28 protein-coding genes and 1 other RNA gene are annotated in these 23,942 nt (G+C 65.9%); 17 read left to right on the plus strand and 12 right to left on the minus strand.

The features are described from left to right. Positions 1-27: 27 nt before the first annotated feature. Positions 28-813, minus strand: a complete 786-nt coding sequence (locus tag ACFZCE_RS08635) for a transporter substrate-binding domain-containing protein (protein ID WP_390937987.1) — start codon at positions 811-813, stop codon at positions 28-30. A 252-nt stretch (positions 814-1,065) separates the two neighbouring features. On the opposite strand from ACFZCE_RS08635, the gene ACFZCE_RS08640 reads away from it, so the two are divergent. The 7 genes from ACFZCE_RS08640 (at position 1,066) to ACFZCE_RS08670 (ending at position 7,674) form a co-directional block, all read left to right on the plus strand. Further along, on the plus strand, positions 1,066-1,755 hold the full coding sequence (locus tag ACFZCE_RS08640; RefSeq protein ID WP_390937989.1) for an FCD domain-containing protein: 690 nt from the start codon (positions 1,066-1,068) through the stop codon (positions 1,753-1,755). Between the two features lie 119 nt (positions 1,756-1,874). Further along, positions 1,875-2,204, plus strand: a complete 330-nt coding sequence (trxA, locus tag ACFZCE_RS08645) for a thioredoxin TrxA (protein WP_390937991.1) — start codon at positions 1,875-1,877, stop codon at positions 2,202-2,204. A gap of 237 nt (positions 2,205-2,441) precedes the next feature. Next, on the plus strand, positions 2,442-3,701 hold the full coding sequence (rho, locus tag ACFZCE_RS08650; protein WP_390937993.1) for a transcription termination factor Rho: 1,260 nt from the start codon (positions 2,442-2,444) through the stop codon (positions 3,699-3,701). A gap of 174 nt (positions 3,702-3,875) precedes the next feature. After that, positions 3,876-5,342, plus strand: a complete 1,467-nt coding sequence (gene ubiD, locus ACFZCE_RS08655) for a 4-hydroxy-3-polyprenylbenzoate decarboxylase (protein WP_390937994.1) — start codon at positions 3,876-3,878, stop codon at positions 5,340-5,342. Further along, entirely contained in the window at positions 5,342-6,310 is a 969-nt protein-coding gene (locus ACFZCE_RS08660) for a 2Fe-2S iron-sulfur cluster-binding protein (protein ID WP_390937995.1), read from the plus strand. Before ubiD ends, ACFZCE_RS08660 begins: the two co-directional genes overlap by 1 nt. 200 nt (positions 6,311-6,510) lie before the next feature. After that, complete coding sequence (locus tag ACFZCE_RS08665; RefSeq protein ID WP_390937997.1) at positions 6,511-7,170, plus strand: gamma-glutamylcyclotransferase; 660 nt, start codon at positions 6,511-6,513, stop codon at positions 7,168-7,170. Positions 7,171-7,263: 93 nt separating this feature from the next. Then, positions 7,264-7,674, plus strand: coding sequence for a flagellar basal body-associated FliL family protein (locus ACFZCE_RS08670; protein ID WP_390937998.1), 411 nt, complete (start codon positions 7,264-7,266; stop codon positions 7,672-7,674). A 6-nt stretch (positions 7,675-7,680) separates the two neighbouring features. On the opposite strand, the gene ACFZCE_RS08675 is transcribed toward ACFZCE_RS08670, so the two are convergent. The 3 genes from ACFZCE_RS08675 to ACFZCE_RS08685 form a co-directional block, all read right to left on the minus strand. Then, entirely contained in the window at positions 7,681-8,136 is a 456-nt protein-coding gene (locus ACFZCE_RS08675; protein WP_390938000.1) for a DUF2442 domain-containing protein, read from the minus strand. Continuing rightward, entirely contained in the window at positions 8,124-8,354 is a 231-nt protein-coding gene (locus tag ACFZCE_RS08680) for a DUF4160 domain-containing protein (RefSeq protein ID WP_390938002.1), read from the minus strand. The genes ACFZCE_RS08675 and ACFZCE_RS08680 overlap by 13 nt, the downstream gene beginning before the upstream one ends. Before the next feature lie 77 nt (positions 8,355-8,431). Further along, on the minus strand, positions 8,432-8,881 hold the full coding sequence (locus ACFZCE_RS08685; RefSeq protein ID WP_390938003.1) for an EVE domain-containing protein: 450 nt from the start codon (positions 8,879-8,881) through the stop codon (positions 8,432-8,434). A gap of 175 nt (positions 8,882-9,056) precedes the next feature. On the opposite strand from ACFZCE_RS08685, the gene ACFZCE_RS08690 reads away from it, so the two are divergent. Next, complete coding sequence (locus ACFZCE_RS08690; protein WP_390938005.1) at positions 9,057-9,197, plus strand: hypothetical protein; 141 nt, start codon at positions 9,057-9,059, stop codon at positions 9,195-9,197. Here the strand turns inward: ACFZCE_RS08690 and ACFZCE_RS08695 are convergent. The 4 genes from ACFZCE_RS08695 to ACFZCE_RS08710 all read right to left on the minus strand — a co-directional run bounded on the left by ACFZCE_RS08695 (position 9,176) and on the right by ACFZCE_RS08710 (position 10,561). Then, positions 9,176-9,796: a 5-formyltetrahydrofolate cyclo-ligase gene (locus ACFZCE_RS08695; protein WP_390938006.1), complete on the minus strand. Its 621-nt coding sequence runs from the start codon at positions 9,794-9,796 to the stop codon at positions 9,176-9,178. The two genes, ACFZCE_RS08690 and ACFZCE_RS08695, sit on opposite strands and share 22 nt — an antisense overlap. A 31-nt stretch (positions 9,797-9,827) precedes the next feature. After that, positions 9,828-10,006, minus strand: a non-coding RNA gene (ssrS, locus tag ACFZCE_RS08700) — 6S RNA. Between the two features lie 31 nt (positions 10,007-10,037). Then, positions 10,038-10,355, minus strand: coding sequence for a cell division protein ZapA (locus tag ACFZCE_RS08705; RefSeq protein ID WP_390938008.1), 318 nt, complete (start codon positions 10,353-10,355; stop codon positions 10,038-10,040). Then, a complete protein-coding gene (locus ACFZCE_RS08710) occupies positions 10,352-10,561 on the minus strand; it encodes a TIGR02449 family protein (RefSeq protein ID WP_390938010.1) in 210 nt (69 codons plus the stop codon). The genes ACFZCE_RS08705 and ACFZCE_RS08710 overlap by 4 nt, the downstream gene beginning before the upstream one ends. A 158-nt stretch (positions 10,562-10,719) precedes the next feature. Between ACFZCE_RS08710 and ACFZCE_RS08715 the strand changes: the two genes are divergently transcribed. From ACFZCE_RS08715 to gcvH, 8 genes are all read left to right on the plus strand, one after another. Further along, positions 10,720-11,280 carry a UPF0149 family protein gene (locus ACFZCE_RS08715; RefSeq protein ID WP_390938012.1) on the plus strand — a complete coding sequence of 187 codons (561 nt, stop codon included), beginning with the start codon at positions 10,720-10,722 and terminating at the stop codon, positions 11,278-11,280. Between the two features lie 26 nt (positions 11,281-11,306). Beyond that, the gene (gene pepP, locus ACFZCE_RS08720) at positions 11,307-12,635 is read left to right on the plus strand and encodes a Xaa-Pro aminopeptidase (RefSeq protein WP_390938013.1); all 1,329 of its coding nucleotides are present in this window, start codon (positions 11,307-11,309) and stop codon (positions 12,633-12,635) included. Beyond that, positions 12,632-13,828 (plus strand): 2-octaprenyl-6-methoxyphenyl hydroxylase, encoded by a 1,197-nt coding sequence (gene ubiH / locus ACFZCE_RS08725; RefSeq protein WP_390938015.1) that lies wholly within the window; start codon positions 12,632-12,634, stop codon positions 13,826-13,828. The genes pepP and ubiH overlap by 4 nt, the downstream gene beginning before the upstream one ends. A gap of 17 nt (positions 13,829-13,845) precedes the next feature. Beyond that, positions 13,846-15,069, plus strand: coding sequence for a 2-octaprenyl-3-methyl-6-methoxy-1,4-benzoquinol hydroxylase (locus tag ACFZCE_RS08730; protein ID WP_390938017.1), 1,224 nt, complete (start codon positions 13,846-13,848; stop codon positions 15,067-15,069). Positions 15,070-15,151: 82 nt separating this feature from the next. Next, positions 15,152-16,153, plus strand: coding sequence for an extracellular solute-binding protein (locus ACFZCE_RS08735; RefSeq protein WP_390938019.1), 1,002 nt, complete (start codon positions 15,152-15,154; stop codon positions 16,151-16,153). A 5-nt stretch (positions 16,154-16,158) separates the two neighbouring features. Beyond that, positions 16,159-17,754 (plus strand): ABC transporter permease subunit, encoded by a 1,596-nt coding sequence (locus ACFZCE_RS08740; RefSeq protein ID WP_390938020.1) that lies wholly within the window; start codon positions 16,159-16,161, stop codon positions 17,752-17,754. Positions 17,755-17,882: 128 nt separating this feature from the next. Continuing rightward, the gene (gcvT, locus tag ACFZCE_RS08745) at positions 17,883-18,965 is read left to right on the plus strand and encodes a glycine cleavage system aminomethyltransferase GcvT (protein WP_390938022.1); all 1,083 of its coding nucleotides are present in this window, start codon (positions 17,883-17,885) and stop codon (positions 18,963-18,965) included. 48 nt (positions 18,966-19,013) lie between these two features. Next, positions 19,014-19,397 carry a glycine cleavage system protein GcvH gene (gcvH, locus tag ACFZCE_RS08750; protein ID WP_390938023.1) on the plus strand — a complete coding sequence of 128 codons (384 nt, stop codon included), beginning with the start codon at positions 19,014-19,016 and terminating at the stop codon, positions 19,395-19,397. A 21-nt stretch (positions 19,398-19,418) separates the two neighbouring features. On the opposite strand, the gene ACFZCE_RS08755 is transcribed toward gcvH, so the two are convergent. The 3 genes from ACFZCE_RS08755 to ACFZCE_RS08765 form a co-directional block, all read right to left on the minus strand. Continuing rightward, complete coding sequence (locus ACFZCE_RS08755) at positions 19,419-19,739, minus strand: DUF2388 domain-containing protein (RefSeq protein ID WP_390938025.1); 321 nt, start codon at positions 19,737-19,739, stop codon at positions 19,419-19,421. Positions 19,740-19,797: 58 nt separating this feature from the next. Then, the gene (locus tag ACFZCE_RS08760; RefSeq protein WP_390938027.1) at positions 19,798-21,546 is read right to left on the minus strand and encodes an ATPase, T2SS/T4P/T4SS family; all 1,749 of its coding nucleotides are present in this window, start codon (positions 21,544-21,546) and stop codon (positions 19,798-19,800) included. 101 nt (positions 21,547-21,647) lie between these two features. Next, complete coding sequence (locus ACFZCE_RS08765) at positions 21,648-21,965, minus strand: hypothetical protein (RefSeq protein WP_390938029.1); 318 nt, start codon at positions 21,963-21,965, stop codon at positions 21,648-21,650. Between the two features lie 127 nt (positions 21,966-22,092). Here ACFZCE_RS08765 and ACFZCE_RS08770 point away from each other — a divergent pair, with 127 nt between their 5' ends. After that, on the plus strand, positions 22,093-22,563 hold the full coding sequence (locus tag ACFZCE_RS08770; protein ID WP_390938031.1) for an Lrp/AsnC ligand binding domain-containing protein: 471 nt from the start codon (positions 22,093-22,095) through the stop codon (positions 22,561-22,563). Here ACFZCE_RS08770 and ACFZCE_RS08775 read toward each other — a convergent pair. After that, positions 22,553-23,920 carry a CYTH domain-containing protein gene (locus tag ACFZCE_RS08775; protein WP_390938033.1) on the minus strand — a complete coding sequence of 456 codons (1,368 nt, stop codon included), beginning with the start codon at positions 23,918-23,920 and terminating at the stop codon, positions 22,553-22,555. The two genes, ACFZCE_RS08770 and ACFZCE_RS08775, sit on opposite strands and share 11 nt — an antisense overlap. Positions 23,921-23,942 lie beyond the last annotated feature (22 nt).

A 23,942-nucleotide genomic window follows, 5' to 3' on the forward strand; every position in this document is an offset into this window, starting at 1 on the left:
GCGCCGGCCAAGGCCGGCGCCGGCGGGTCAGAGGTCGGCGGGCAGGGGTTGCTTCAGCCAGGTCTGGCTGTTCTTGTCGAGGCTACCATCGGCGCGGGCGGCGGCGATGATTTCGTTCACCTTGGCCAGCAGCGCCGGTTCGTTCTTGTTCAGGCCCACGTACACGGGCGAATCCTTCAGCTTGATCTTCATCGCCGGGATGCGTTTGGGGTTGCGCTCGCTGATGGCGGTCATCACCACGTTGCCGCTGGCGATCAGGTCGGTTTGCCCGGCCAGGTAGGCGGCGATGGTCGAGTTGTTGTCCTCGAAGCGCTTGATGGTGGCCTCGGCGGGCGCGACCTTGCTCAGCTCGATGTCTTCGATGGCGCCGCGGGTCACGCTGATGGTCTTGCCCTTGAGGTCATCGAGGCTGGCGATGGCAGCGTCAGGTGGGCCGAACACGGCGAGGTAGAACGGCGCGTAGGGTTTGGAGAAGTCGATCACCTGCTCGCGCTCGGGGTTCTTGCCGAGGCTGGAGATCACCAGGTCGACCTTGCCGGTGGTGAGGAACGGAATGCGGTTGGTGCTGTTGACCGGGGTCAGCTCGAGCTTGACGTTCAAGCGCTTGGCCAGCAGCGCCGCGGTGTCGATGTCCAGCCCGCGCGGTTGCATGTCGGGGCCGACCGAGCCGAACGGCGGGAAGTCCTGCGGCACGGCGACCTTCAGCGTGCCGCGGCTGGTGATGTCGCTCAGCGCATCCGCCTGGGCTACCGATTGGAACAGTGCACTGGCACCAAGCAGCGCGGCGAACACGAGAGTGGAGCGCTTGAGCATGGGGGAACCTCCGAGGCGTGAATGGGCTGGTTGAGGCTTAGCACAGGGCGTGCCAGCGCTTGCGCGCGGCCCGCGAGGGCGCGCCGGGTGTGCCTTGGCGGTCATACTGGTCTGAACAGTTGGCGTGCGCCGGGGTGGGCTTGGTGCACTGTTTTGGCCCAATGAATACGGGGCTTGCGCCAGTGTTGGGCGTGGCTTGCAGTGTGCTGGGTTTCGCTATAAAACAGCGTTTTCACCCGTGACTGGCCAACCATGAACTCTCTCTCCCGTGCCGTGCCGGCGGTTGCCCTGGACGGCATTCGCAAGCTCATCAGCGAGCAGGGCTTTCGCCCCGGCGATGCCCTGCCGTCCCAACGCGACCTGGCGTTGCAGCTGGGGGTCAGTCGCGCGTCGCTGCGCGAGGCGTTGTCGTCGCTGAGCGCGCTGGGGGTGGTCAGCGTGCAGCCGGGCAAGGGGGTGTTCGTGCAGGCGCCAGAGGCCCAACTGGCGGAAGGCGCCTGGCCGTTCGCCGGGCAGGCTGGCGCGGCGGACATCTTCCAGCTGCGCTATGCGCTGGAGGGGTTCTGCGCCGGGCTGGCAGCGGTCACGTTGACCGCCAGCGACCTCGACCTGCTCGAAGACAACGTGCGGCAAATGCGCCTCGAGCTGCGCAACGCCGACTTCGAGGCCGCCGCCCGCCTGGACTTCGACTTCCACCAGCGCATTCTCTGGGCCAGTGGCAACCAGGCCATCGCTGGCATCCTCAGCGCCCGCGCCGACCTTTTCCTCGAAAGCCAGAAGCTGCCGTTCATTCGCCCCGAACGGGCCATGGAAACCTGGGCCGAGCACCGGAAAATCCTCCGCGGGCTGGCGCGCCATGCCGCCGCCTCGGCGCAAAAGGCCATGCAGGACCACGTGCGCAACGCCGCCCTGCGCACCGGGATCGCCTTCGTCGCGCCCTGAACCGATTGACGCGAATGATGTTTCCTATAGTGAGAGACAATCACCCAAGCCTTTCAGCAGCGGGCGGGGGAGGCTATGATGGTGCCACTCTTTTCCACTTTCGAAACCCGGAGACACACATGAGCAGCGATAAAATCAAGCACGTCACCGACGCGAGCTTCGACGCCGACGTGCTGAAAGCCGCCGGCCCCGTGCTGGTCGATTACTGGGCTGAATGGTGTGGCCCGTGCAAGATGATCGCCCCGGTACTGGACGAAATCGCCGGCACCTACGACGGCAAGGTCACCATCGCCAAGCTGAACATCGACGAAAACCAGGAAACCCCAGCCAAGCATGGCGTGCGCGGTATCCCGACGCTGATGCTGTTCAAGAACGGCGAAATCGCCGCCACCAAGGTCGGCGCCCTGTCGAAGTCGCAACTGGCCGCGTTCCTCGACGCGAACATCTGAGCCCAGCCCGCCTGAGCTGAAAAGCCTCGCAAAATGCGGGGCTTTTTTCTGCCTGGGCGCTTGCTGCATGCGTTTCACGGTGGTACATTCGGCTTCGCCCTGGTTCCTCCAGTGCCCTCTGCTAGTCGCCGCCGACCCATTCCAAGTCGAATATACGCGATCCTATCGCCTTCCCACGGCGCGGCCTTCCTAAGCCCAAAGCTTAATCCCTCCATCTCTGAACACGTCATTCCCTCTATGAATCTGACTGAACTCAAGCAAAAGCCGATTACCGATCTGCTCGACATGGCCGAACAGATGGGCATTGAAAACATGGCCCGTTCGCGCAAGCAGGATGTGATCTTCGCCCTGTTGAAGAAACACGCCAAAAGCGGCGAAGAAATCTCCGGTGACGGCGTGCTGGAGATCCTCCAGGATGGCTTCGGCTTCCTGCGCTCGGCAGACGCCTCGTACCTGGCCGGCCCAGACGACATCTACGTCTCGCCCAGCCAGATCCGCCGCTTCAACCTGCGTACCGGCGACACCATCGTCGGCAAGATCCGCCCGCCAAAAGAAGGCGAGCGTTACTTCGCGCTGCTCAAGGTCGACTCGATCAACTTCGACCGCCCTGAGAACGCCAAGAACAAGATCCTCTTCGAAAACCTCACGCCGCTGTTCCCGAACAAGCGCCTGAAGATGGAAGCCGGCAACGGTTCCACCGAGGACCTGACCGGCCGTGTGATCGACCTCTGCGCGCCGATCGGCAAAGGCCAGCGTGGCCTGATCGTCGCACCGCCGAAGGCTGGTAAAACGATCATGCTGCAGAACATCGCGGCGAACATCACCCGTAACAACCCCGAGTGCCACCTGATCGTTCTGCTGATCGACGAGCGCCCGGAAGAAGTGACCGAAATGCAGCGCACCGTGCGCGGCGAAGTGGTTGCCTCGACCTTCGACGAGCCGCCAACCCGCCACGTACAAGTGGCCGAGATGGTGATCGAGAAGGCCAAGCGCCTGGTCGAGCACAAGAAGGATGTGGTCATCCTGCTCGACTCCATCACCCGCCTGGCGCGTGCCTACAACACCGTGATCCCGAGCTCCGGCAAGGTGCTCACCGGTGGTGTCGACGCTCACGCCCTGGAAAAACCCAAGCGCTTCTTCGGCGCCGCCCGTAACATCGAGGAAGGCGGTTCGCTGACCATCATCGCCACCGCCCTGGTCGAAACCGGGTCGAAGATGGACGAGGTGATCTACGAGGAGTTCAAGGGTACCGGCAACATGGAGCTGCCGCTGGACCGCCGCATCGCCGAGAAGCGCGTGTTCCCGGCCATCAACATCAACCGCTCCGGCACCCGCCGCGAAGAGTTGCTGACCGCCGACGACGAACTGCAGCGCATGTGGATTCTGCGCAAGCTGCTGCACCCGATGGACGAGATCGCCGCCATCGAGTTCCTGGTCGACAAGCTCAAGCAGACCAAGACCAACGACGAGTTCTTCCTGTCGATGAAGCGCAAGTAACCCTGGTTGCTGGCCTTAAAAAGGCGCCCCGAAACGGGCGCCTTTTTTATTGGGCCTCACCTTGGCCCGGGAAGGGCCGGCGGCGCCGGGCGAAGGGCCATTTGCTTCTGCCCCGTGCCACGCAGCGGCGCAACGGTTAGGATATACGCCATCAATTCGTACATGGCGTAGCCAATGGAATTCAAGGACCTGCGGGACTTCGTGCAGCAGCTGGAGCGGCGCGGAGAACTCAAACGTATTCAGGTGCCGGTGTCGCCGGTGCTCGAGATGACCGAGATCTGCGACCGCACCCTGCGGCGCAAGGGCCCGGCGTTGCTATTCGAAAACCCCACCGGCCACAGCATCCCGGTGCTGGGCAACCTGTTCGGCACCCCCGGCCGGGTGGCCTTGGGCATGGGCGCCGAAGACGTTAGCGAGCTGCGCGAAATCGGCAAGCTGCTGGCCTTCCTCAAGGAGCCCGAACCGCCCAAGGGCCTGAAAGACGCTTGGTCCAAGCTGCCGATCTTCAAAAAGATCATCGCCATGGCGCCGAAGGTATTGAAAGACGCCGCCTGCCAGGAGGTGGTGATCGAGGGCGAAGACGTCGACCTCGGCATGCTGCCCGTGCAGCACTGCTGGCCGGGCGACGTGGCGCCGCTGATCACCTGGGGCCTGACCGTGACCCGTGGGCCGAACAAAGACCGGCAGAACCTGGGCATCTACCGCCAGCAGGTGCTGGGCCGCAACAAGGTGATCATGCGCTGGTTGAGCCATCGCGGCGGCGCGCTTGATTACCGTGAATGGTGCGAAAAACACCCCGGCCAGCCGTTCCCAGTGGCCGTGGCGCTGGGCGCGGACCCGGCGACCATTCTCGGCGCTGTGACCCCGGTGCCAGACAGCCTCTCCGAATACGCCTTCGCTGGCCTGCTGCGCGGCCATCGCAGTGAGCTGGTCAAATGCCGCGGCAGCGAGCTGCAGGTGCCGGCCAGCGCCGAAATCGTGCTCGAAGGGGTGATCCACCCCGGTGAAATGGCCGATGAAGGCCCCTACGGCGACCACACCGGTTACTACAACGAGGTCGATCGCTTCCCGGTGTTCACCGTTGAACGAATCACCCACCGGCGCAATCCGATTTACCACAGCACCTACACCGGCCGGCCGCCGGATGAGCCGGCGATCCTCGGCGTGGCGCTGAACGAGGTGTTCGTGCCGATCCTGCAGAAGCAGTTCCCGGAGATCACCGACTTCTACCTGCCGCCGGAAGGCTGCTCGTACCGGATGGCCGTGGTCACCATGAAAAAACAGTACCCCGGCCACGCCAAGCGCGTGATGTTGGGTGTGTGGTCGTTTTTGCGCCAGTTCATGTACACCAAGTTCGTTATCGTGACCGACGACGACATCAATGCCCGTGACTGGAACGACGTGATCTGGGCGGTGACCACGCGCATGGACCCCAAGCGCGACACCGTGATGATCGACAACACGCCGATCGACTACCTGGATTTCGCCTCGCCAGTGTCGGGCCTGGGCTCGAAGATGGGCCTGGACGCGACCCACAAGTGGCCGGGTGAAACCAGCCGCGAATGGGGCAGGGTGATCGTCAAGGACGATGCGGTCAGCCAACGTGTCGATGAGCTTTGGAACCAGTTGGGAATAGATTGATGCGCGTAACCTTGCAGCCTTCAGGGGCGGTATTGCAGACCTTGCCCGGCGAGCGGATTCTCGAGGCCGCGCGGCGCCTGGGCTATGAATGCCCGCAAAGCTGCCGCAATGGCAACTGCCATGTGTGCGCCGCGCTGCTGGTGGAGGGCTCGGTGCGCCAGGACGGCAAGGTGCTTGACCACGGCGAGTTCTACGCCTGTGTGGCTGAGCCCCTGGAAGACTGCATCGTGCTCTGGGATGGCGTGCTGGCCCTGGGCGAGCTGCCGGCCAAGGTGTATGGCTGCCAGGTGGTCGAGTGCCGCGAGGTGGGCGGCGATGTGGTGCTGGTGCACCTGCGCGCGCCGGCCGGCAAGCCGCCGCGTTACCACGCCGGGCAATACCTGATGCTCGAACGCGAAGGCGCCGACAAGGCGGCCTTCTCGCTGGCCTCGGCGCCCCACAGCGGGCGTGACCTGCAATTGCATATTCTCGGCCGCGAGGGCAGTGCCAAGGCCATCCTGGCGCAATTGCGCCGCGACGGCACCGCGCGGGTGCACATGCCGTTTGGCGATACCCACCTGGCACAGCTGCCCAACGGCCCCTTGGTGCTGATCGCCGCCGGCACCGGCATGGCGCAGATGCACAGCCTGATCGAGCACTGCCGCGCCCAAGGCTTCAAGCACCCGGTGCACCTTTACTGGGGCGTGCGCCGCCCCGAAGACTTCTACCAGCTCGACCACTGGGACGAGTGGCAGCAGTTGCCCAACCTCTACCTGCACAAGGTGGTCAGCGACCTCTGCGGCTGGGAGGGCCGTTGTGGCCTGCTGCATGAGGCCGTGCGCGAAGACCTGCCCAGCCTCGCAGGCGTGCACGTGTATGCCAGCGGCTCGCCGAACATGGTCTACGCCACCCTCGATGCGCTGGTCGAGGCGGGCATGGACGCGCACCAGATGCGTGCCGACGTGTTTGCCTATGCCCCACGCGGGTAGGCTTGTGCACGGCGGTTGTGCGCGGGCGGCCGGGGTGTTCCATCTCGGTGCTTATAACGGCCGGTAAATCAGCGGGTTATAAGTTTCCGGGGGGTTGCTATCGCCAGCCTGTTTGCCTTACGGTAAAAGCCAGTCCAACGGCCACACGCTGCAGAGTGTTCAGCCCCCAGCGCTGAACACGGGGATTCCAGGCTTTCGCCATGTCGCCCATCGACGCTACGCTGCTCAACCGGGTGGTTTACCCACCGTCGCTCGACTTCGGCCCGCAACTGACCGAAGCGCAACTGCACCTCTCGCTCGCGCAAACCATGAGCCAGCACCGTGGCGGCCCGGTGTGGCTGTTCGCCTACGGCTCGCTGATCTGGCGGCCCGAGTGCCACAGCGTCGAGCGCCGGCGCGCGCGGGTATTCGGTTACCACCGAGGGCTGTACCTGTGGTCCCACGAGCACCGCGGCACCCCGGAAAACCCCGGGCTGGTGTTTGGCCTGGACCGAGGCGGCTCGTGCAGCGGCTTCGCCTATCGGCTGCCTGAAGACGACCTTGAGAACTGCCTGCTGGCGCTGTGGAAGCGCGAGATGCCGTACCCGTCGTACCGCCCGCACTGGCTCGGTTGCCGGTTGGACGACGGCACCAAGGTGCAGGCCCTGGGCTTCGTGCTGCAGCGCCACTTGCCCAGTTACGCCGGCAACCTTCCGGACGACCTGCTGGTGCAGGTATTGGCCAGCGCCTGCGGCCGCTCGGGCACTACCCGCGAATACGTAGAACAAACGATTGCGGCGTTGCGCACCCACGCCATGCCCGACCGGAACCTCGAAGCGCGCATCCGCCGCTGCTTCAACCCGGTCCCGCAAATACCCTAAGGCTTCCCACGCCGCGGCCGATACGCTGCTGTATCTTTTGGCAGCGCTGCCCCTGGCGGCTATGCTGTGCGCATTGTTCAAGGAGTCATCGACGTGAAAGCCTGGATCCCGCTGCTGCTTGCCCTGGCCCTGCCGCTGGGCGCTTCCGCCGCCGAAGAAGGCGGCAAGGACGCGGCCACCAAGGTTGTGTACTACAGCCTCAACCCACCGTTCGTGGGGAACTACGCCCTCGACGGCAGCGCGCGCCTGCACGTGTACAAGGCCGACATCGCGCTGAAGGTCACCGGCGCCGAAGCCGAGGCCGCGCTCAAGCACCATGAGCCGTTGATTCGCAACCAACTGGTGCAGCTGTTCACCCAGCAAACCCAAGACAGCATGAGCACCATGGAGGGCAAGGAGAAGCTGCGCCAGGAAGCCTTGAAGGAAACCCAGCAGGTGCTCAATGACGAAGAAGGCAAGCCGATCGTTGAGGATTTGTTGTTTAACAACTTGATTGTGCAGTGAGGGTAGCTAATGCACCTGTCGTTGTTGCTGGGTTTCCCAGCCAATGCAGGCCAGGGCCAGAGTTTTAGGCACCGGAACCTGGCCACTGCTGTAGCGGGTGATTGTGCGTTGGGCGACGCCTAGGGCATCCGCTGCCAGCTTCAGCGGTAGACCACTGGTCGCCCGCCATTTGATGAAAACCCTGGTTTCTTCATCCGGGGCATTCTGGGCAAGAGCATCGTAGAGCAGTGTGTCGGCACCAAGTTGGATATCAAGCTTGGGCCACTCAACAGACCAGCCCCCATCGCCCAAAGTCGCTTGGGCGAACGCTTTGGCATCCTTCAACGGCCGAAGGCCAGGAAACGCTGCGATGTCGCTACCCATGTGCAGATGTAGTGAGCGCCCGTCTATGAACTGCAATTGCAGTGACTGTTTGCCACTCACTCTGACCGAGGCCAGCCGTGGCCGCTTCATGGGTGCCATAAGTACCAGTCCTCCAGCAGTGTTCGCTGATGTTGCCTGACCCATGTGAGTGCTTCCCTCAGGACAGGGGCAGGGGCAGTCCCTTGCATAATGGATACAGGCTGTAGAGCAATCATCACGTCAACACCCGCACCTGTAAGGTGAACATGGGGTGGGCGGTGATCCTTCTCCCTAAGCTCGATGCGATAGCATTCTCTGAATCTGTATTTGGTCGACATTTTAGCGCATATAGCCAAAATGGCGATACTAAGCCTTTTTATTGAAGCTGCCTTGGCACCAATAGTGTCTCTACTTTTCAGGCCATCCCACACACCACCGCCCACTCTTCATCCGTCACCGGCATCACCGACAGCCGGCTGCCTTTCTGCACCAGCGCCAAGCCCTCCAGCCCGGCCTGGGCCTTCAGCGCCCCCAGCTTGATCACCTGCCTAAAGGTGCGCACGTGTTCCACATCTACCGCGCTCCAGGGGTTTTTCTCAGGGGTGGCCTTGGCGTCGTGGTACGGGCTTTGCTTCTCCAGTGCGGTTGGGTCCGGATACGCCGGGCCGGTGACGCGCGCGATGCCGGCGATGCCCGGCTCGGGGCAACTGGAGTGGTAGAAGAAAAACTCGTCACCTGGCGCCATGGCGCGGATGAAATTACGCGCCTGGTAGTTGCGTACGCCATCCCAACGGGCGCGGCCAAGGGTGCCGAGGGTGCTGATCGACAGTTCGTCGGGTTCGGATTTCATCAGCCAGTAGGCCATGCGGAAGGTGCCTTTGGTGCGTGGAATGAAGGCCTTGGGCCAGCTTTTGCCTAACCGACAACCGGTCGATCAGAGCGTTTGCGCAGCGCTGCCAGTTGCCGCAAAATGCGCGCGTTTTTGCACGGGGGCAACCCCGGCATCGTTGAATTTTCAGTGGCCTGAAGGGGGGCACTCGATGCGCCGTAAACCGGATTTGCTGTGGGTATTGGTGTTTCTATTCGGTTTGGGCATCGTTACCACCGGGTACGCGCAAAGCTTCTGGGGCAAAAGCCGCCCCGCGCCGATCGAGGCTGCCTACGCCGTACCGTTGCGCTGAGCCAGGTACCAGCCCTGGTCGCTGAGCGTGCCCGCCAGGGGCACGTCCCAACTCGCCTGCTGTAGCCGGTCGACCCGCTGGCATTCATGGGCCAGCCCCAGCAGCAGCGGCTTGCGCCACGCCTTGCGCCGCCCCAGGTAGGCCAGGCTGCGGTCATAAAAGCCACCGCCCATGCCCAGCCGGCCGCCGCTGTCGTCGAAACCGACCAGCGGCAGCAGAACCACATCCAACGCCCATACCACTCGCTGCTTGCGCACGTTCACGTGCGGCTCCGGGATGCCAAAGCGGTTCGGCCGCAGGCGTTCGCCGGGGCGCACGCGCTGGAACACCATATGGGTGCGCGGCCAGGCGCGCAGCACCGGCAGGTAGGTCGCTTTGCCGCGGCGCTGGGCCTCGAGCAGCAAGGGGCGTGGGTCAATTTCGCTGTCGTTGGGAAGGTAAAGCGAGAGGTGCCGGGCACGGCGGAACAGCGGGTGCTGCGCCAGTTGCCGGTACAGCCGCTGGGCCGCGGCGCGTTGTTCGGCTGGGCCCAGGGCGCGCCGCGCCAGGCGTAGCTGGCGGCGCAATTGCTGGCGTGACAGGCCGTTGGTTTCGATCATGCGGTGCCCTGCCAGGCCGGCTTGGAAAGAGGGGCTCCCCGACGAACCGCTGTCGGTGTAGCCCTTGAACCCGAAAGTTCAAGGTGGAGATTGCAGGAGGCTTTAAGGCTTTCCGTCAGGCGGACATGCACACCAGCCTCAACGTGCAACTTCCGTGGTTGTGCGTATCGGCTCAGGGACATAACCGACTGGCGCATACTTCAGGGAGCGAACACAAGTATACCGCAAAGCAGCGCTGGAATCAGCCCTTGGGCGGTTCCTGGTCCGGTGCCAGGGCCAGATCGACCCGCTCGAGCAGGCTGCGCACCTGCTCGCGAGTGGTGCCAGCCAGCGGCGCGTCGGGCGCATCCTGGCGGTGCAGCAGGTCGTGGGTGATGTTCAGCGCGGCCATCACGGCGATGCGCTCGCCGCCGATCACCTTGCCGCCGCTGCGGATCTCGCGCATCTTGCCATCCAGGTAGCGGGCCGCGCTCAGCAGGTTGCTGCGCTCCTCCGGCGGGCACATGATCGAATACTCTTTGTCGAGAATTTGTACGGTCACGCTGTTGCTCGAACTCATGAATCTTGCTCCAGGGCCTTTAGGCGGGAAATCATCGATTCCACCTTGCGCCGCGCGATTTCGTTCTTTTCGATCAGATGGGCGCGTTCTTCACGCCAGTTCTTTTCCTGCGCCTGCAGCAGGCTGTTCTGTTGCTTGAGCTGTTCGACGCGGTCGATCAGGCGCTCGAGCCGGTCCATCAATTCTTGCAGGTCGTTCTGTTCCATGGGGGCGGGGCGGTCCTGTTGTGGGGCATCCGAACGAGTGAAGACCTGCGTGCGTGCCGGGTGTTCAACCTGGCACCGGTCATGGTCTTGGCTTACCTGCCGGTGTAGGATACGAGGCTTCCATTCTAGACATTGCGCCGCTTGGCGCCTAGCTGCCCATGCCGACTCCGAGTTCACCCTATCAAGCTTTCGCCACCCTGCTCGGCAGTGCTGGCCATCCCGTCTCGCCGGCTGAGCTGCACGGCCTGTTGCTGGGGCGTTGCTGCGCCGGCGCCGGCTTCGAGCCCGGGCCCTGGTTGGCCGACGCCGCCGAAATCCTCGCCAGCGAGCCGGCCGACAACATCCGCCAGGCGTTGTTGGGCCTGCAGGAAATGGCCAAGGCCGAGCTCGGCGGCAGTGAAGTGACCGTGGTCCTGCTGCTGCCCGACGACAACGCCCCATTGGCCGAGCGCGCCGTAGCCCTGGGCCAATGGTGCCAAGGCTTTCTCGCTGGCTTCGGCATCGTCGCCGGCGACCGTGCCCTGAGCAACGACGCCCGCGAGGTGCTGCAAGACCTCGCCGCGATCGCCCAGGTGCAAGACGCCCTCGAGGAATCCGAAGACGGCGAGAACGACTACATGGAGGTGATGGAGTACCTGCGCGTCGCGCCGCTGCTGCTGTTCTCCGAACTGGGCGGGCAGGCCGCCACCGCCGAGGCGCCCAAGCCTTCCTTGCACTGAGCATTCGCTGAGGTCACTGCTTGCCCATGGTTCAGATCCCCAAGCCCGAGTACGCGCGGCGCCGCAAGGCGCTGATGCAGCAGATGGTGCCCAACAGCATCGCAATCCTGCCCGCCGCCGCCCTGGCGATCCGCAACCGTGACGTGGAGCATGCCTACCGCCAGGACAGCGACTTCCAGTACCTCAGCGGCTTCCCCGAGCCGGAAGCGGTGATGGCTTTGATCCCCGGGCGCGAGCATGGGGAATACGTGCTGTTCTGCCGCGACCGTGACCCAGACCGCGAGCTCTGGGATGGCGTGCGCGCCGGCCAGGAGGGCGCCATCGCCCAGTACGGCGCCGACGACGCCTTCCCCATCGGCGACATCGACGACATCCTCCCCGGGCTGATCGAAGGCCGCGACCGGGTGTACACCGCCATGGGCAGCAACCCGGAGTTCGACCGGCACCTGATGGAGTGGGTCAATACCATCCGCTCCAAGGCCCACATGGGCGCGCAGCCGCCCAACGAATTCGTGGCGCTGAACCACCTGCTGCACGACATGCGCCTGTACAAGAGCGCCGCCGAGGTGAAGGTGATGCGCGAGGCCGCGGCCATTTCCGCGCGGGCCCACCTGCGGGCGATGCGCGCGGCGCGGCCAGGGCTGCACGAATACAGCCTGGAGGCCGAGCTCGACTACGAATTCCGCCGCAGCGGCGCACGGCTGGTGGCCTACGGCTCGATCGTCGCGGCTGGGCGTAATGCCTGCATCATGCATTACCAGGACAACAACGCGCCGTTGCGCAACGGCGACCTGGTGCTGATCGACGCCGGCTGTGAAATCGACTGCTACGCCAGCGACATCACCCGCACCTTCCCGGTCAACGGCCGCTTCAGCCCCGAGCAGCGCGCCATCTACGACCTGGTGCTGGAGGCGCAACTGGCCGCCTTCGAACAAATCGCCCCCGGCAAGCACTGGAACCAGGCCCATGAGGCCACCGTGCGGGTGATCACCGCCGGGCTGGTGCGCCTGGGCCTGCTCGAGGGCGAGGTCGATGCGCTGATCGCCGCCGACGCCCACCGGGAGTTCTACATGCACCGCGCCGGCCACTGGCTGGGGCTCGACGTGCACGACGTGGGCGAATACAAGGTCGGCGGCCAGTGGCGCGTGCTCGAAGCGGGCATGGCGCTGACGGTCGAGCCGGGCATTTACATCTCCCCGCACAACAGCCGCGTGGCGAAGAAGTGGCGCGGCATTGGCGTGCGCATCGAAGACGACGTGGTGGTCACCCGCCAGGGGTGTGAAATCCTCACCGGCGGCGTACCAAAAACGGCTGATGCCATCGAGGCGCTGATGGCCGAGGCCGTGACCGCATGAAGCATTACGACATCGCCATCATTGGCGGCGGCCTGGTCGGCGCCAGCCTGGCGCTGGCCCTGCAGGGCCTGGCCAAGGCGCGCGGCTGGTCGATCCTGATGGTCGAACCGTTCGCCCCCGGCGACAGCTACCAGCCCAGCTATGACGCGCGCAGCTCGGCGCTGGCCTACGGCACCCGGCTGATTTACGAGCGCCTCGGCGTGTGGGCGGCGATTGCCCAGCGCGGCGCCGCGATCGAACGCATTCATGTGTCTGACCAAGGCCGCTTCGGCGCTGCCCGGCTGAGCGCCGCCGAAGAAGGCGTGCCGGCGCTGGGCTACGTGGTGGAGAACGCCTGGCTCGGCCAGTGCCTGTGGCAGGCGTTGGACCGCGAGGTGATCACCTGGCGCTGCCCGGCGCAGGTCGAGCGCCTGAGCGCCGCGGGCGCGGGCTACCAGTTGCAGCTCGATGATGGCTCGCAGGCCAGCTGCGCGCTGGCGGTGTTGGCCGACGGCGGCCGCTCGCAGTTGCGCGACCAGCTTGGCATCGCGGTGAACCACCGCCCGTATGGGCAAACCGCGCTGATCGCTAACGTCAGCTTCAGTGACGATCACGCCGGGCAGGCCTTTGAGCGGTTTACCCCGGCCGGGCCACTGGCCCTGCTGCCGCTGCCCGAGCGCCGTTGCGCGCTGGTATGGACGCGCCAGCCGGCCGATGCCGAGCGCTTGCTGGCGCTGCCCGATGCCGCCTTCATGGCCGAGCTGCAAGCCGCCTTTGGCTTCCGCCTGGGCGGCCTGCGCCAGGTTGGCGCGCGGCATGCCTACCCGCTGGTGCTGGTGGAGGCCACCGAGCAGGTGCGCCCGCACCTGGTGGTGCTGGGTAACGCCGCGCACAGCCTGCACCCGGTCGCCGGGCAAGGCTTCAACCTGTCGCTGCGTGATGTGAACGCACTGGCCCAGGCCTTGGCCGCCAGCCCGGCGCTGCCGGGGGATTTCCCCACCCTGCAGGCCTACCTGGCCAGCCAGCAGCGGGACCAGTGGCTGACGGTCGGCTTCTCTGACCGGGTCACCCGGCTGTTCAGCGGCGCCCAGCACTGGCTGGCCACTGGCCGCGGGCTGGGGCTGGCCGCGCTCGACCTGTTCCCGCCGGCGCGGCATGCCTTCGCCCGCCAGGCCATGGGCCTGGGCACTCGCCCGGGCTTGCCCCTGCCATGACCTCACAAGGCCACCCTATGCACACCCAGGCAGAGATCGTCATCGTCGGCGCCGGCATGGTCGGCAGCACCCTGGCCCTGGCCCTGCACCGGCAGGGCGTCGAGGCGCTGGTGATCGATGGCGGCGCCACCGCGGCGCAGCCGTTTGACGCGGCAGCGGCCTTCGAACCGAGGGTCAGCGCGTTGTCTGCCGCCAGCCAGCGCTTGTTCGAGCGGCTGGGCGTGTGGGCCGGCATGGCCGCGCGGCGCACCAGCCCCTACAGCGACATGCACGTGTGGGATGGCAGCGGCACCGGGCGCATCCACTTCAGTGCCGCCAGCGTGCAGGCCGAGGTGCTTGGGCACATCGTTGAAAACCGCGTGGTCCAAGACGCCCTGCTCGACGCCCTGAACGCCGCCGGCGTTGCGTTGGTGGGCCAGGCGCGGCTGGAGCAACTGCGCCACTCCGGCGATGATTGGCTGCTTACCCTGAGCAACGGCCAGCAGGTGCGCACCCCGCTGGTGATCGCCGCCGATGGCGCCAACTCCGCCGTGCGCCGCCTGGCCGGTTGCGCCACCCGTGAGTGGGATTACCTGCACCATGCCATCGTCACCAGCGTGCGCACCGAGCAGCCGCACCGTGCTACCGCCTGGCAGCGCTTTACCGACGAGGGGCCGCTGGCGTTCTTGCCGCTGCTGCGCGAGGGCCAGCAGCAGTGGTGCTCGATCGTCTGGTCGACCACCCCGGCGCAGGCCGAACAATTGATGGCCCTCGATACCCCGGCGTTTTGCCAGGCCTTGGGCGGCGCGTTCGAACAGCGCCTGGGCGCGGTGCTCGAAGCCGACCCACGGCTGTGCGTGCCGTTGCGCCAGCGCCACGCCAAGCGCTATGTACAACCCGGGCTGGCGCTGATCGGTGATGCCGCCCACACCATCCACCCGCTGGCCGGGCAGGGCGTGAACCTCGGCCTGCTCGACGCCGCGGTGCTGGCCGAAGAACTGCTGCACGCCCGCCGCCGCGGCGAGGCCTTGGCCGATGAGCGGGTGCTCAGCCGTTACGAGCGCCGGCGCATGCCGCACAACCTGGCGTTGATGGCGGCGATGGAGGGCTTCGAGCGCTTGTTCCAGGCTGAACCAGTGGCGCTGCGCTGGCTGCGCAACACCGGTTTGAAGTGGGCCGACCGCTTGCCCGACGCCAAGGCGCTGTTCGTGCGCCAGGCCCTGGGGCAGGTGGGCGACCTGCCGGAACTGGCGCGCCCGTAACATTCGGTAACCGCTTGCCTTTGTCCGGTTAGATGCGATTTTTTATCATCTCGCGCTCTTTACTTCAGGCGAGGCGATACTCATGGCGGCATGCAAGCGTTTACTGGCGGCCCTGGCCCTCTGCGGCGGCGTGGCCAGCGCCCAGGCCGCCGAGCCGGTGGTGGTCTATTCCTCGCGCATCGACGAGCTGATCAAACCGGTGTTCGACGCCTACACCCAGCGCACCGGCGTCGAGGTGAAGTTCATCACCGACAAAGAAGCCCCGCTGATGCAGCGCATCAAGGCCGAGGGCGAGAACGCCAAGGCCGACCTGCTGCTCACCGTCGATGCCGGCAACCTCTGGCAGGCCGAGCAGATGGGCATTCTGCAGCCGCTGCAGTCGCCAGTGATCGATGCCAACATTCCCCCGCAATACCGCGCCGCCAGCCACGCCTGGACCGGCCTGAGCCTGCGCGCGCGAACCATTGCCTACTCCACCGAGCGGGTCAAACCGCAAGAATTGTCTACCTACGAGGCACTGGCCGACAAACCCTGGGAAGGGCGGCTGTGCCTGCGCACGGCGAAAAAAGTCTACAACCAGTCGCTGACCGCCACCCTGATCGAAACCCATGGCGCCGAGCAGGCCGAGCGGGTGCTCAAGGGCTGGGTGAACAACCTCTCCACCGACGTGTTCTCGGACGACATCGCCGTGCTCCAGGCCATCGCCGCTGGCCAGTGCGACGTGGGCATCGTCAACAGTTACTACTATGGCCGCCTGCACAAAGACAACCCCGCGTTGCCGGTCAAGCTGTACTGGCCCAACCAGCAGGACCGCGGCGTGCACGTGAACCTCTCGGGCATCGGCCTGACCCGCTACGCCCCCCACCCGGAGGCCGCCAAGGCGCTGGTGGAATGGATGACCGGGCCTGAGGCGCAGGCGATTTTCGCCAGCGTGAACCAGGAGTTCCCGGCCAACCCGGCGGTCGCCCCGTCGGCGGAGGTGGCCAGTTGGGGCAGCTTCAAGGCTGATACCTTGCCGGTGGAAGTGGCAGGCAAGCGCCAGGCCGAGGCCATCCGCATGATGGACCGCGCGGCCTGGAATTGACCCCCATGCCGTGGCCGGCCCGGCAGCGGTGGCGGGCGCTGGTGTTCGCCAGCGCCGCCCTGGTACTGCTGCCCGTGAGTGTGCTGGTGCTGAGCTGGCAGCGCATCGACCTGGAGATCTGGTCGCACCTCTGGGCCACCCAATTACCGCGCCTGCTGGGCAACACCCTGCTGCTGGTGGTGGGCGTGGGTAGCGGCGTCACCCTGCTTGGGGTGAGCCTGGCCTGGCTCACCAGCCTGTGTGAATTCCCCGGCCGGCGCTGGCTCGATTGGGCGTTGATGCTGCCCTTTGCCATTCCCGCCTACGTGCTGGCGTTCGTCTTCGTTGGCCTGTTCGATTTCGCCGGGCCGGTGCAAAGCGCGCTGCGCGAGTGGTTCGGCAGTGGCGTGCGGCTGCCGCGGGTGCGCTCCACCGGCGGGGTGATCCTGGTGCTGGTGCTGGTGTTCTACCCCTATGTGTACCTGCTGGCGCGCACGGCCTTCATCAGCCAGGGGCGCGGCCTGATGGAAGCCGCGCGCTCGCTCGGGCACTCGCCGTGGCGGGCGTTCTTCAGCGTCGGCCTGCCCATGGCGCGCCCGGCGATCGGCGCCGGTGTGGCCCTGGCGCTGATGGAAACCCTGGCGGATTTTGGCGCGGTGGCGGTGTTCAACTTCGATACCTTCACCACGGCGATCTACAAAACCTGGTACGGCTTCTTCAGCCTGCCCACCGCCGCGCAACTGGCCAGCCTGCTGCTGCTGGCGGTGATGCTGCTGTTGTATGGCGAGCGGCGCACCCGCACCCGGGTGGCGCCTACCCAGGAGCGTGGCCGGCGCCAGGCACTGTATACGCTGCGCGGCTGGCGTGCGGCGCTGGCCAGTGGCTGGTGCCTGCTGGTGTTTGGCTGCGCCTTTGTGGTGCCGCTGCTGCAATTGCTGGCCTGGTGCTGGCGGCGCGGGCGGCTCGACCTCGACGAACGCTACCTGGGGCTGGTGTTGCACACCCTCTACCTGGGCGCCGCCGCGGCGCTGGCTACCGTAGCGCTGGCGGCCTTGCTGGCCTTCGCCCGGCGCAATGTGCCGGAGCGCCGGGTGGCGGCGGGGGTGGGCCTGGCAACCCTGGGCTATGCCTTGCCAGGCTCGGTGCTGGCGGTGTCGATCATGCTCGCCTTCGGCGCGCTGGACCGCTGGCTGGTGGTGCCGCTGTACGGCCAGGCGCTGCTGCTGGGGAGCCTCGGCGCGTTGTTGCTGGCCTATGTGGTGCGCTTTCTGGCGGTGGCCCACGGGCCGCTGGAGGCGGCCCTGGCCAAGGTGCGCCCCAGTTTGCCAGAGGCCGCCCGTAGCCTGGGGGTGGCTGGGCGGCCGCTGTTCACCCGGGTGTACCTGCCGCTGTTGCTGCCTGGCGCGCTGAGCGCGGCGCTGCTGGTGTTCGTCGATGTGCTCAAGGAAATGCCCGCCACCTTGCTGATGCGCCCGTTCGGCTGGGACACCCTCGCTGTGCGGGTATTTGAAATGACCAGCGAGGGAGAGTGGGCCCGCGCCTCGCTGCCGGCGCTGTCGCTGGTGCTGGTCGGGCTGGTGCCGGTGATTCTGTTGATCCGCCGTTCGGCGCGCCTGGCTTAAGGTGCCGAGCGCCCGCCATACGGCTACAATGCGCGGCACGTGGCGCCTGCCAGGGCTGCCGCGCTTCTCGTTGAAGCGCCGGCAACCGCTCTGGCGCGCGCTTTCGCATTGCCCGGAAGGAGAAACCCATGGGACAGCGTACGCCTCTCTATGACCTGCACGTGGCCATGGGGGCCAAACTGGTCGACTTTGGCGGTTGGGACATGCCCCTGCACTATGGATCGCAGGTAGAAGAACACCATCAGGTGCGCCGTGACTGCGGCGTTTTCGATGTTTCACACATGGCGGTCATCGATGTACAGGGCGAAGGCGCCCAGGCCTGGTTGCGCGGCCTGCTGGCCAATGACCTGGCACGTTTGGCCGTGCCCGGCCAGGCGCTGTACAGCGCGATGCTCAACGAGCGCGGCGGGGTGATCGACGACGTGGTCGTGTACCGCATGGCCACTGGCTTGCGCCTGGTGGTCAACGCCGCCACCCGCGACAAAGACCTCGCCTGGCTGCAGCAGCACTTGCCGGCCCAGGGCATCCGCCTGCAACTGCGGCCAGACCTCGCCATTTTCGCCGTGCAGGGCCCGCAAGCGCGGGAGAAGGTCGCGCAACTGCTCGGCCAGGCACACGCCGAGCTGATCCAACGGCTGGCCCCGTTCGAGGGCGCGCTGGCCGGTGACTGGTTCATCGCCCGCACCGGCTACACCGGCGAAGACGGCCTGGAAATCCTGCTGCCGGCCGAGCAGGCAGTGGGCCTGTTCAACGAATTGATGGGCGCCGGTATCCCGCCCATCGGCCTGGGCGCGCGTGATACATTGCGGCTCGAAGCCGGGATGAACCTGTACGGCCAAGACATGGACGAGCAGCATTCACCGTGGGTGTCGAACCTCGCCGGTTCGGTGGCGCTGGAGCCCCAGGGCCGGGCCTTTATCGGCCGCGCGGCGCTGGAGGCAGAAAAAGCCCAAGGGCCGGGTAGCCGCCTGGTCGGGCTGGTGCTCGAAGAGCGCGGCGTGCTGCGCGCCCACCAGGTGGTGCGGGTGGCGGGGCTGGGCGAAGGTGAAATCACCAGCGGCAGTTTCTCGCCTACGCTGAACAAGTCGATTGCCCTGGCCCGGGTGCCGGCCGGCACCGCCGAGCGCGCCGAGGTCGAAATTCGCGGGCGCTGGCTGCCGGTGAGGGTGGTCAAGCCAACCTTCGTGCGCCATGGCAAAATCCTGGTGTGAAGTGATTACTACAGGCGGTCTACCGCTGATGTCCTTGAGGAGAACCACATGAGCAATATCCCCGCCGAACTGCGTTACGCCGAAAGCCACGAATGGGCACGCCTGGAAGCCGACGGCAGTGTGACCGTTGGCATCAGCGACCATGCCCAGGAAGCCCTGGGTGACGTGGTGTTCATTGAGTTGCCAGAGGTTGGCAAAAGCGTTGCCGCGGGCGAGCAGGTGTCGGTGGTCGAGTCGGTCAAGGCCGCTTCGGACATCTACGCCCCAGTCGGCGGCGAAGTCATCGCGGTCAACGACTCGCTGGCCGATGGGCCGGAAGCGGTCAATACCGACCCGTACGGCACCTGGTTCTTCAAGCTCAAGCCGGCGGATGCCGCCGAGCTGGATAAACTGCTCGACGCCGCCGGCTACAAAAGCGCCATCGGCGAGTAAGCCCCAGGCGCCGGCAGCGGGTTACTGCTGGTCGGCCAGGGCGTTCTTGGCCAGGATGGCGTTGGCCAGGTCCATGTCACTGGCCTGTACGCCAGGGTTTTCGCTACGGTAGCGGGTGATCGCCGCTTCCAGGAACGGGCCACGGATGGCGCCGTCGCTGGCCACGAAGCTGCCCGCGTCGTCTTGCGCGGCCACCACCATTTTGTGGTCTTTGAAGGTCAGGTAGGTCGACCCGGTGGTTGCCCCCGAAGAGAGCACGTTGCGCCAGAACGAATCGGCCATCGCCGAGCCCACTGGCAGGGAAAGCAGCACAGCGCTGAAGATGACGGTTTTGACGCGCATGGCAAGACTCCTGATTGTTGTACGCTGATGTTTTTGATGGCGGGCAGTGCCCTAGAGTTCACAGCGCCGCGCAACTATTTCCCTGCACCGCAGGTGTCACCCGCAACACCTCTTGCACGCTGGTAGCACCCGCCGCCACCTGTAACAGCCCACTGATACGCAGCGGCCGCATGCCCTGGCGGTAAGCCTGCGCGCGCAATTTGCCGGGGGCCAGCCCAGCGCTGGGCTGTTCGGCGTCGCCGCCGGGCAGCGGCAGGATTTCGTACACCGCCAGCCGGCCGCGGTAGCCACTGCCGTGGCATTCATGGCAGCCCACCGGGTTGTATACCTGGCGCGGCGCGGCGGCCTGCCAGGGGTGTATCAAGGCCGCCCACTGGCCCTCAGGCAGTGGGCTGGCGGCTTTGCAGCGGGGGCACAGGCTGCGCAACAAGCGCTGGGCCATCACCCCGCGCAAGGTGGCGTTGATCAGGTAGCCCGGCACGCCCAGCTCTAGCAGCCGGGTGATGGCCGAAGGGGCGTCGTTGGTGTGCAGGGTCGACAACACCAGGTGCCCGGTGAGCGCGGCCTGCACGGCCATTTGCGCGGTTTCGCCATCGCGGATTTCACCCACCATGATGATGTCTGGGTCTTGCCGCATCAGCGCGCGCAGGCCGCTGGCAAAGCCCAGCTCGATGTTGTGGCGCACCTGCATCTGGTTGAACGCCGGGTTAACGATCTCGATCGGGTCTTCGAGGGTGCACAGGTTCACCTCCGGCCGCGCCAGCTCGCCCAGGGTGGTGTACAGCGTGGTGGTTTTGCCCGAGCCGGTGGGCCCGGTGACCAGGATGATGCCATTGGGCTGGGCGATGATCCCCTGCCACCGCGCCAGTGGCTCGCCGGCCAGGCCCAGGTCGGCGAAGCGTTTTTGCAGCACTTGTGGGTCGAACACGCGCAGGGCGATTTTTTCGCCAAAGGGCGTGGGCAGGGTGGCGGCGCGTAGCTCCAGCACCTGGCCGGCGGCGAGGTTGTGGCGAAAGCGCCCGTCTTGCGGTTTGCGTTTTTCCGCCAGGTTCAGCTGCGCCAGGCTCTTCAGCCGGCTGATCACCGCCGTGGCCACCGCGCTGGGCAGGCTGTACACGTTGCGCAACTGGCCGTCGATGCGCAGGCGGATTTGCGCGTGGCCGCCGCGTGGCTCGAGGTGAATGTCGCTGCTGCCTTGTTCGAAGGCATAGCCCAGCAGCCAGTCTACGATCTGCGCCACCGGCGCGTTGGCCACGCTCGGTGGCTGGGGTAACGGCTCGGCGGCCTCGCTCGCCTGGCGCGCGCCCCGCACCGAATGCGCCAGGCTGAAGTACTGGCCGATCAAGCGGGCGATCACCTCGGGGTTGGCGACCACCGGCTCGATGCGTTTTTGCGTGGCGCTGGCCAGCGCGGCATGCCAGCTGCGCACGCCGGGCTGGGCGGTGGCGACGATGATCCGCTCGGCCTCGACCCGCAACGGCAAAATTTGATGGTGCTCGGCAAAGGCTGCCGGCACCTGAGCGGTGATGCTCAGCGCATCGACCTCGAACGGGTCGATGCGCCAGTACGGCAGGCCGCTGTGCTCCGCCAGCCATTGGGTCAGGGTTTCAAGGCACAGCGTGGCGTGCGGTGGGCGCCGGTCGGCCAATTGCCGCTGGGCGATGGCCACCAGCGGGTGGCGCCCGGCGTTCACCGTGTGCAGTACCGCGGCGGTGTCTGCCGCGTCGAGAATGTGCTGGCTGGCCAGTTGCGCGAGCACGTCGCGCAGCACCAGCGGGCGGTCGTCATCAAGGCTTGGGCTGTTCATGGGGGCGTCCTGGCAGTGAGTGACCATCCGTGGTCACGGCCCCGCAGCCTAGTTCAGCCCAGGGCGCCGCGGCGGCTGGGCCGGTAAGCCGATGTGTCTGTTCACGCCAGCGCGGCCAGGGGCCGTGCTTCTTCCAGGGTTACGGCGGCAACGTCGACCAGCCCGCGCATGCGCTCGGCGATCAACTGGGCGCGGTGCCAGCTCACCTCGGCCACCTCCAACTCCAGGTTCAGCTGCCCCTGGCTGACCTGCCACTGGGCCTGTTCGGCCATCAGGTACTGCATCGCCAGCAGGTTGAGCACGCGGCAGGGCACGTCGGGCTGGGCCTGGGCGGTGAGGCGAAAGCGCACGCGGGTCAACGCCTGGGCTTTGCCCCATGGGTCCTGGCGGGAAGGGGTGTCGAGGGTATGCAGGGTCATGGCCTGGGCTCCGTTGGGGTCGGGGCTATTGTGGCATTGCCGCGGCGAGAGGTTCTTTGCTATCTATGCTGCCTATAACCGATTCAAAAATTGTTCAATCGGCTAACGGCCGTTAATGGGTATTTTTATGCAAGCAGAGCTGGATGCCTTCGATCGTAAGATTCTGGTGGTGCTACAAGACGACGCCACGCTGTCCAGCGCGCAGGTGGCCGAGCGGGTGGGGCTGTCGCAGTCGCCGTGCTGGCGGCGCATCCAGCGGTTGAAGGAGGAGGGGGTGATTCGCAGCCAGGTGTCGCTGCTCGACCGCAAAAAATTGGGCTTGAACACGCAGATCTTCGCCGCGGTCAAGCTCAACGCCCACGGGCGCTCGAACTTCACCGAGTTCACCGAGGCGATTCGCGGTTTCCCGGAGGTGTTGGAGTGTTATGTGCTGATGGGGGCGGTGGACTTCATGCTGCGCATCGTCACCGCCGACATCGAGGCCTACGAACGGTTTTTCTTCGAGAAGCTGTCGTTGGTGCCGGGCATCCAGGAGGTGAACTCGACCGTCGCGCTGTCGGAGATCAAGTCCACCACCAGTTTGCCGGTCAGCGTTTGACCAGTTGTTTCCACGCCACCTGGCGCGACACGTCCAATGCCTGGGCGGCGCGGGCAGGGCGGGTGTCATCGGTCAGCTCGGCCAGGGCCAGTTCGCGCAGCTTGTTCAATTCGCCGAACAGGCGGTCCAGCTCAGGCACCTCGAGCACCTCACGGCCGTAACGCAGCCACACCATCAGGCGCTCGATGCGCGGCAGCTGCTCGGCGAGGTCTTCGGGTTGCAGCTGGTAGCGTTCGGGTTTGAGCGCCCCGCCTTCGTCGCCGATGAAGGTCGCCAGCCAGTTGCTCAGGGCCACTGCGCCGAGCTTGTCGCCACGGGCCTTGCGTTCGGCCTTCCAGCCTTCGGCCAGCAGCCACTGCGCCAGGCTCAGGGAGAAGTGGCCCCAGCGCGGGTCGAGCAGTTCTTCGGCGAATTGCTCCGGGGCGACCTGGCGCACGTCTTCATCGTCGTTACCGGCTTGCACCAGCGGGCGCCAGTCTTCGAGCAGGGCGTCGAGGGCGGCGCGCAGGCCGTGGGTGCTGGCGCGCGGCGCGGCCTGGCCGAGGCTGCCGAGTACGGCGCGCAGTTCGACCAGGCATTGCAGCCAGTCTTGCAGCAGGCGCCAGTGGCCGTTGAAGCGATACTGCTCGGCCAGGCGCTGGCTGCTGCCCAGCAGGTGCCAGGCGATCGCGGTGAAGGCGGCGTCCAGCGCCATGTCGGCGTTCAGCGCCGGCGCAGGCTGGCCGAGGCTGTAGCTGCCGGCGTCGAACAGGCGGTAGCCGCGCTCGGCCTTGCTGATGTCGCACGGCATCAGCGCCAGGGTTTGCGCCAGCTCGGCGGCCAGCTCCAGCAGTGCGGCAGGCTCGCCTTCGCGCAGTTCGAGTTCCAGCTCGCAGATTTCTTCCTTTTGCTTGCCGGCGACCACGTGGCCGAGGTCCAGCGCCGCCTCGATCACCACCTTGGCCTTGCCGCGGCCCCAGGCGATTTCGGCTTTTTCACGAACGAAATCGGTGGTGAACAGCGGCTTGATGGTTTTTTTATCCAGCTCGGCCAAGGCGGCCGGCCAGCACTCGTCGTTGAGTTTTTTCAGGTCGAGCTTGGGTTTGTCGAGCTGCCAGTCGTACTCGTTGCGCTCAGACAAACCCGCCACGCTCTGGCCGCGGGTTTTCAGGGTCTGGATCACCTGCTCGCCATCCTTGCGCAGGCGCAGCGCGACCTTGGCGGCGGCCAGGTCGCGCTCGGGGGTATCGAAGTACTGGTTGCTCAGCTCATGGCGCGACCAGCCGCTTTTGTTGCGCTTCTTGAGCAACGGGTGCTCACGCAGGGCGGCCAGGGTGTCGCGGCTGGCCCGCAGTTTGATTTCGGTTTCTTTGTGCATGGCAGGTTTGAATCCAGGCGCC

Origin of the sequence: Pseudomonas sp. NPDC007930, from assembly GCF_042958985.1 — a bacterium.
In the GTDB taxonomy this organism is placed as follows: Bacteria; Pseudomonadota; Gammaproteobacteria; order Pseudomonadales; family Pseudomonadaceae; genus Aquipseudomonas.

Excerpts from the sequence above, each read along its gene's own strand:
- ACFZCE_RS08755 (WP_390938025.1), bottom strand. The coding sequence starts at position 19,739 with ATGCGCGTCAAAACCGTCATCTTCAGCGCTGTGCTGCTTTCCCTGCCA.
- ACFZCE_RS08690 (WP_390938005.1), top strand. The coding sequence starts at position 9,057 with ATGCGCCGTAAACCGGATTTGCTGTGGGTATTGGTGTTTCTATTCGGT.
- ACFZCE_RS08660 (WP_390937995.1), top strand. The coding sequence starts at position 5,342 with ATGCGCGTAACCTTGCAGCCTTCAGGGGCGGTATTGCAGACCTTGCCC.
- ACFZCE_RS08685 (WP_390938003.1), bottom strand. The coding sequence starts at position 8,881 with ATGGCCTACTGGCTGATGAAATCCGAACCCGACGAACTGTCGATCAGC.
- ACFZCE_RS08635 (WP_390937987.1), bottom strand. The coding sequence starts at position 813 with ATGCTCAAGCGCTCCACTCTCGTGTTCGCCGCGCTGCTTGGTGCCAGT.
- ubiH (WP_390938015.1), top strand. The coding sequence starts at position 12,632 with ATGAAGCATTACGACATCGCCATCATTGGCGGCGGCCTGGTCGGCGCC.
- trxA (WP_390937991.1), top strand. The coding sequence starts at position 1,875 with ATGAGCAGCGATAAAATCAAGCACGTCACCGACGCGAGCTTCGACGCC.
- ACFZCE_RS08715 (WP_390938012.1), top strand. The coding sequence starts at position 10,720 with ATGCCGACTCCGAGTTCACCCTATCAAGCTTTCGCCACCCTGCTCGGC.
- ACFZCE_RS08665 (WP_390937997.1), top strand. The coding sequence starts at position 6,511 with ATGTCGCCCATCGACGCTACGCTGCTCAACCGGGTGGTTTACCCACCG.
- ACFZCE_RS08740 (WP_390938020.1), top strand. The coding sequence starts at position 16,159 with ATGCCGTGGCCGGCCCGGCAGCGGTGGCGGGCGCTGGTGTTCGCCAGC.
- ACFZCE_RS08680 (WP_390938002.1), bottom strand. The coding sequence starts at position 8,354 with ATGTCGACCAAATACAGATTCAGAGAATGCTATCGCATCGAGCTTAGG.
- ACFZCE_RS08710 (WP_390938010.1), bottom strand. The coding sequence starts at position 10,561 with ATGGAACAGAACGACCTGCAAGAATTGATGGACCGGCTCGAGCGCCTG.
- ACFZCE_RS08675 (WP_390938000.1), bottom strand. The coding sequence starts at position 8,136 with ATGGCACCCATGAAGCGGCCACGGCTGGCCTCGGTCAGAGTGAGTGGC.
- gcvH (WP_390938023.1), top strand. The coding sequence starts at position 19,014 with ATGAGCAATATCCCCGCCGAACTGCGTTACGCCGAAAGCCACGAATGG.
- ACFZCE_RS08695 (WP_390938006.1), bottom strand. The coding sequence starts at position 9,796 with ATGATCGAAACCAACGGCCTGTCACGCCAGCAATTGCGCCGCCAGCTA.
- gcvT (WP_390938022.1), top strand. The coding sequence starts at position 17,883 with ATGGGACAGCGTACGCCTCTCTATGACCTGCACGTGGCCATGGGGGCC.
- ubiD (WP_390937994.1), top strand. The coding sequence starts at position 3,876 with ATGGAATTCAAGGACCTGCGGGACTTCGTGCAGCAGCTGGAGCGGCGC.
- ACFZCE_RS08735 (WP_390938019.1), top strand. The coding sequence starts at position 15,152 with ATGGCGGCATGCAAGCGTTTACTGGCGGCCCTGGCCCTCTGCGGCGGC.
- ACFZCE_RS08770 (WP_390938031.1), top strand. The coding sequence starts at position 22,093 with ATGCAAGCAGAGCTGGATGCCTTCGATCGTAAGATTCTGGTGGTGCTA.
- ACFZCE_RS08640 (WP_390937989.1), top strand. The coding sequence starts at position 1,066 with ATGAACTCTCTCTCCCGTGCCGTGCCGGCGGTTGCCCTGGACGGCATT.
- ACFZCE_RS08765 (WP_390938029.1), bottom strand. The coding sequence starts at position 21,965 with ATGACCCTGCATACCCTCGACACCCCTTCCCGCCAGGACCCATGGGGC.
- ACFZCE_RS08730 (WP_390938017.1), top strand. The coding sequence starts at position 13,846 with ATGCACACCCAGGCAGAGATCGTCATCGTCGGCGCCGGCATGGTCGGC.
- pepP (WP_390938013.1), top strand. The coding sequence starts at position 11,307 with ATGGTTCAGATCCCCAAGCCCGAGTACGCGCGGCGCCGCAAGGCGCTG.
- ACFZCE_RS08705 (WP_390938008.1), bottom strand. The coding sequence starts at position 10,355 with ATGAGTTCGAGCAACAGCGTGACCGTACAAATTCTCGACAAAGAGTAT.
- ACFZCE_RS08775 (WP_390938033.1), bottom strand. The coding sequence starts at position 23,920 with ATGCACAAAGAAACCGAAATCAAACTGCGGGCCAGCCGCGACACCCTG.
- ACFZCE_RS08760 (WP_390938027.1), bottom strand. The coding sequence starts at position 21,546 with ATGAACAGCCCAAGCCTTGATGACGACCGCCCGCTGGTGCTGCGCGAC.
- rho (WP_390937993.1), top strand. The coding sequence starts at position 2,442 with ATGAATCTGACTGAACTCAAGCAAAAGCCGATTACCGATCTGCTCGAC.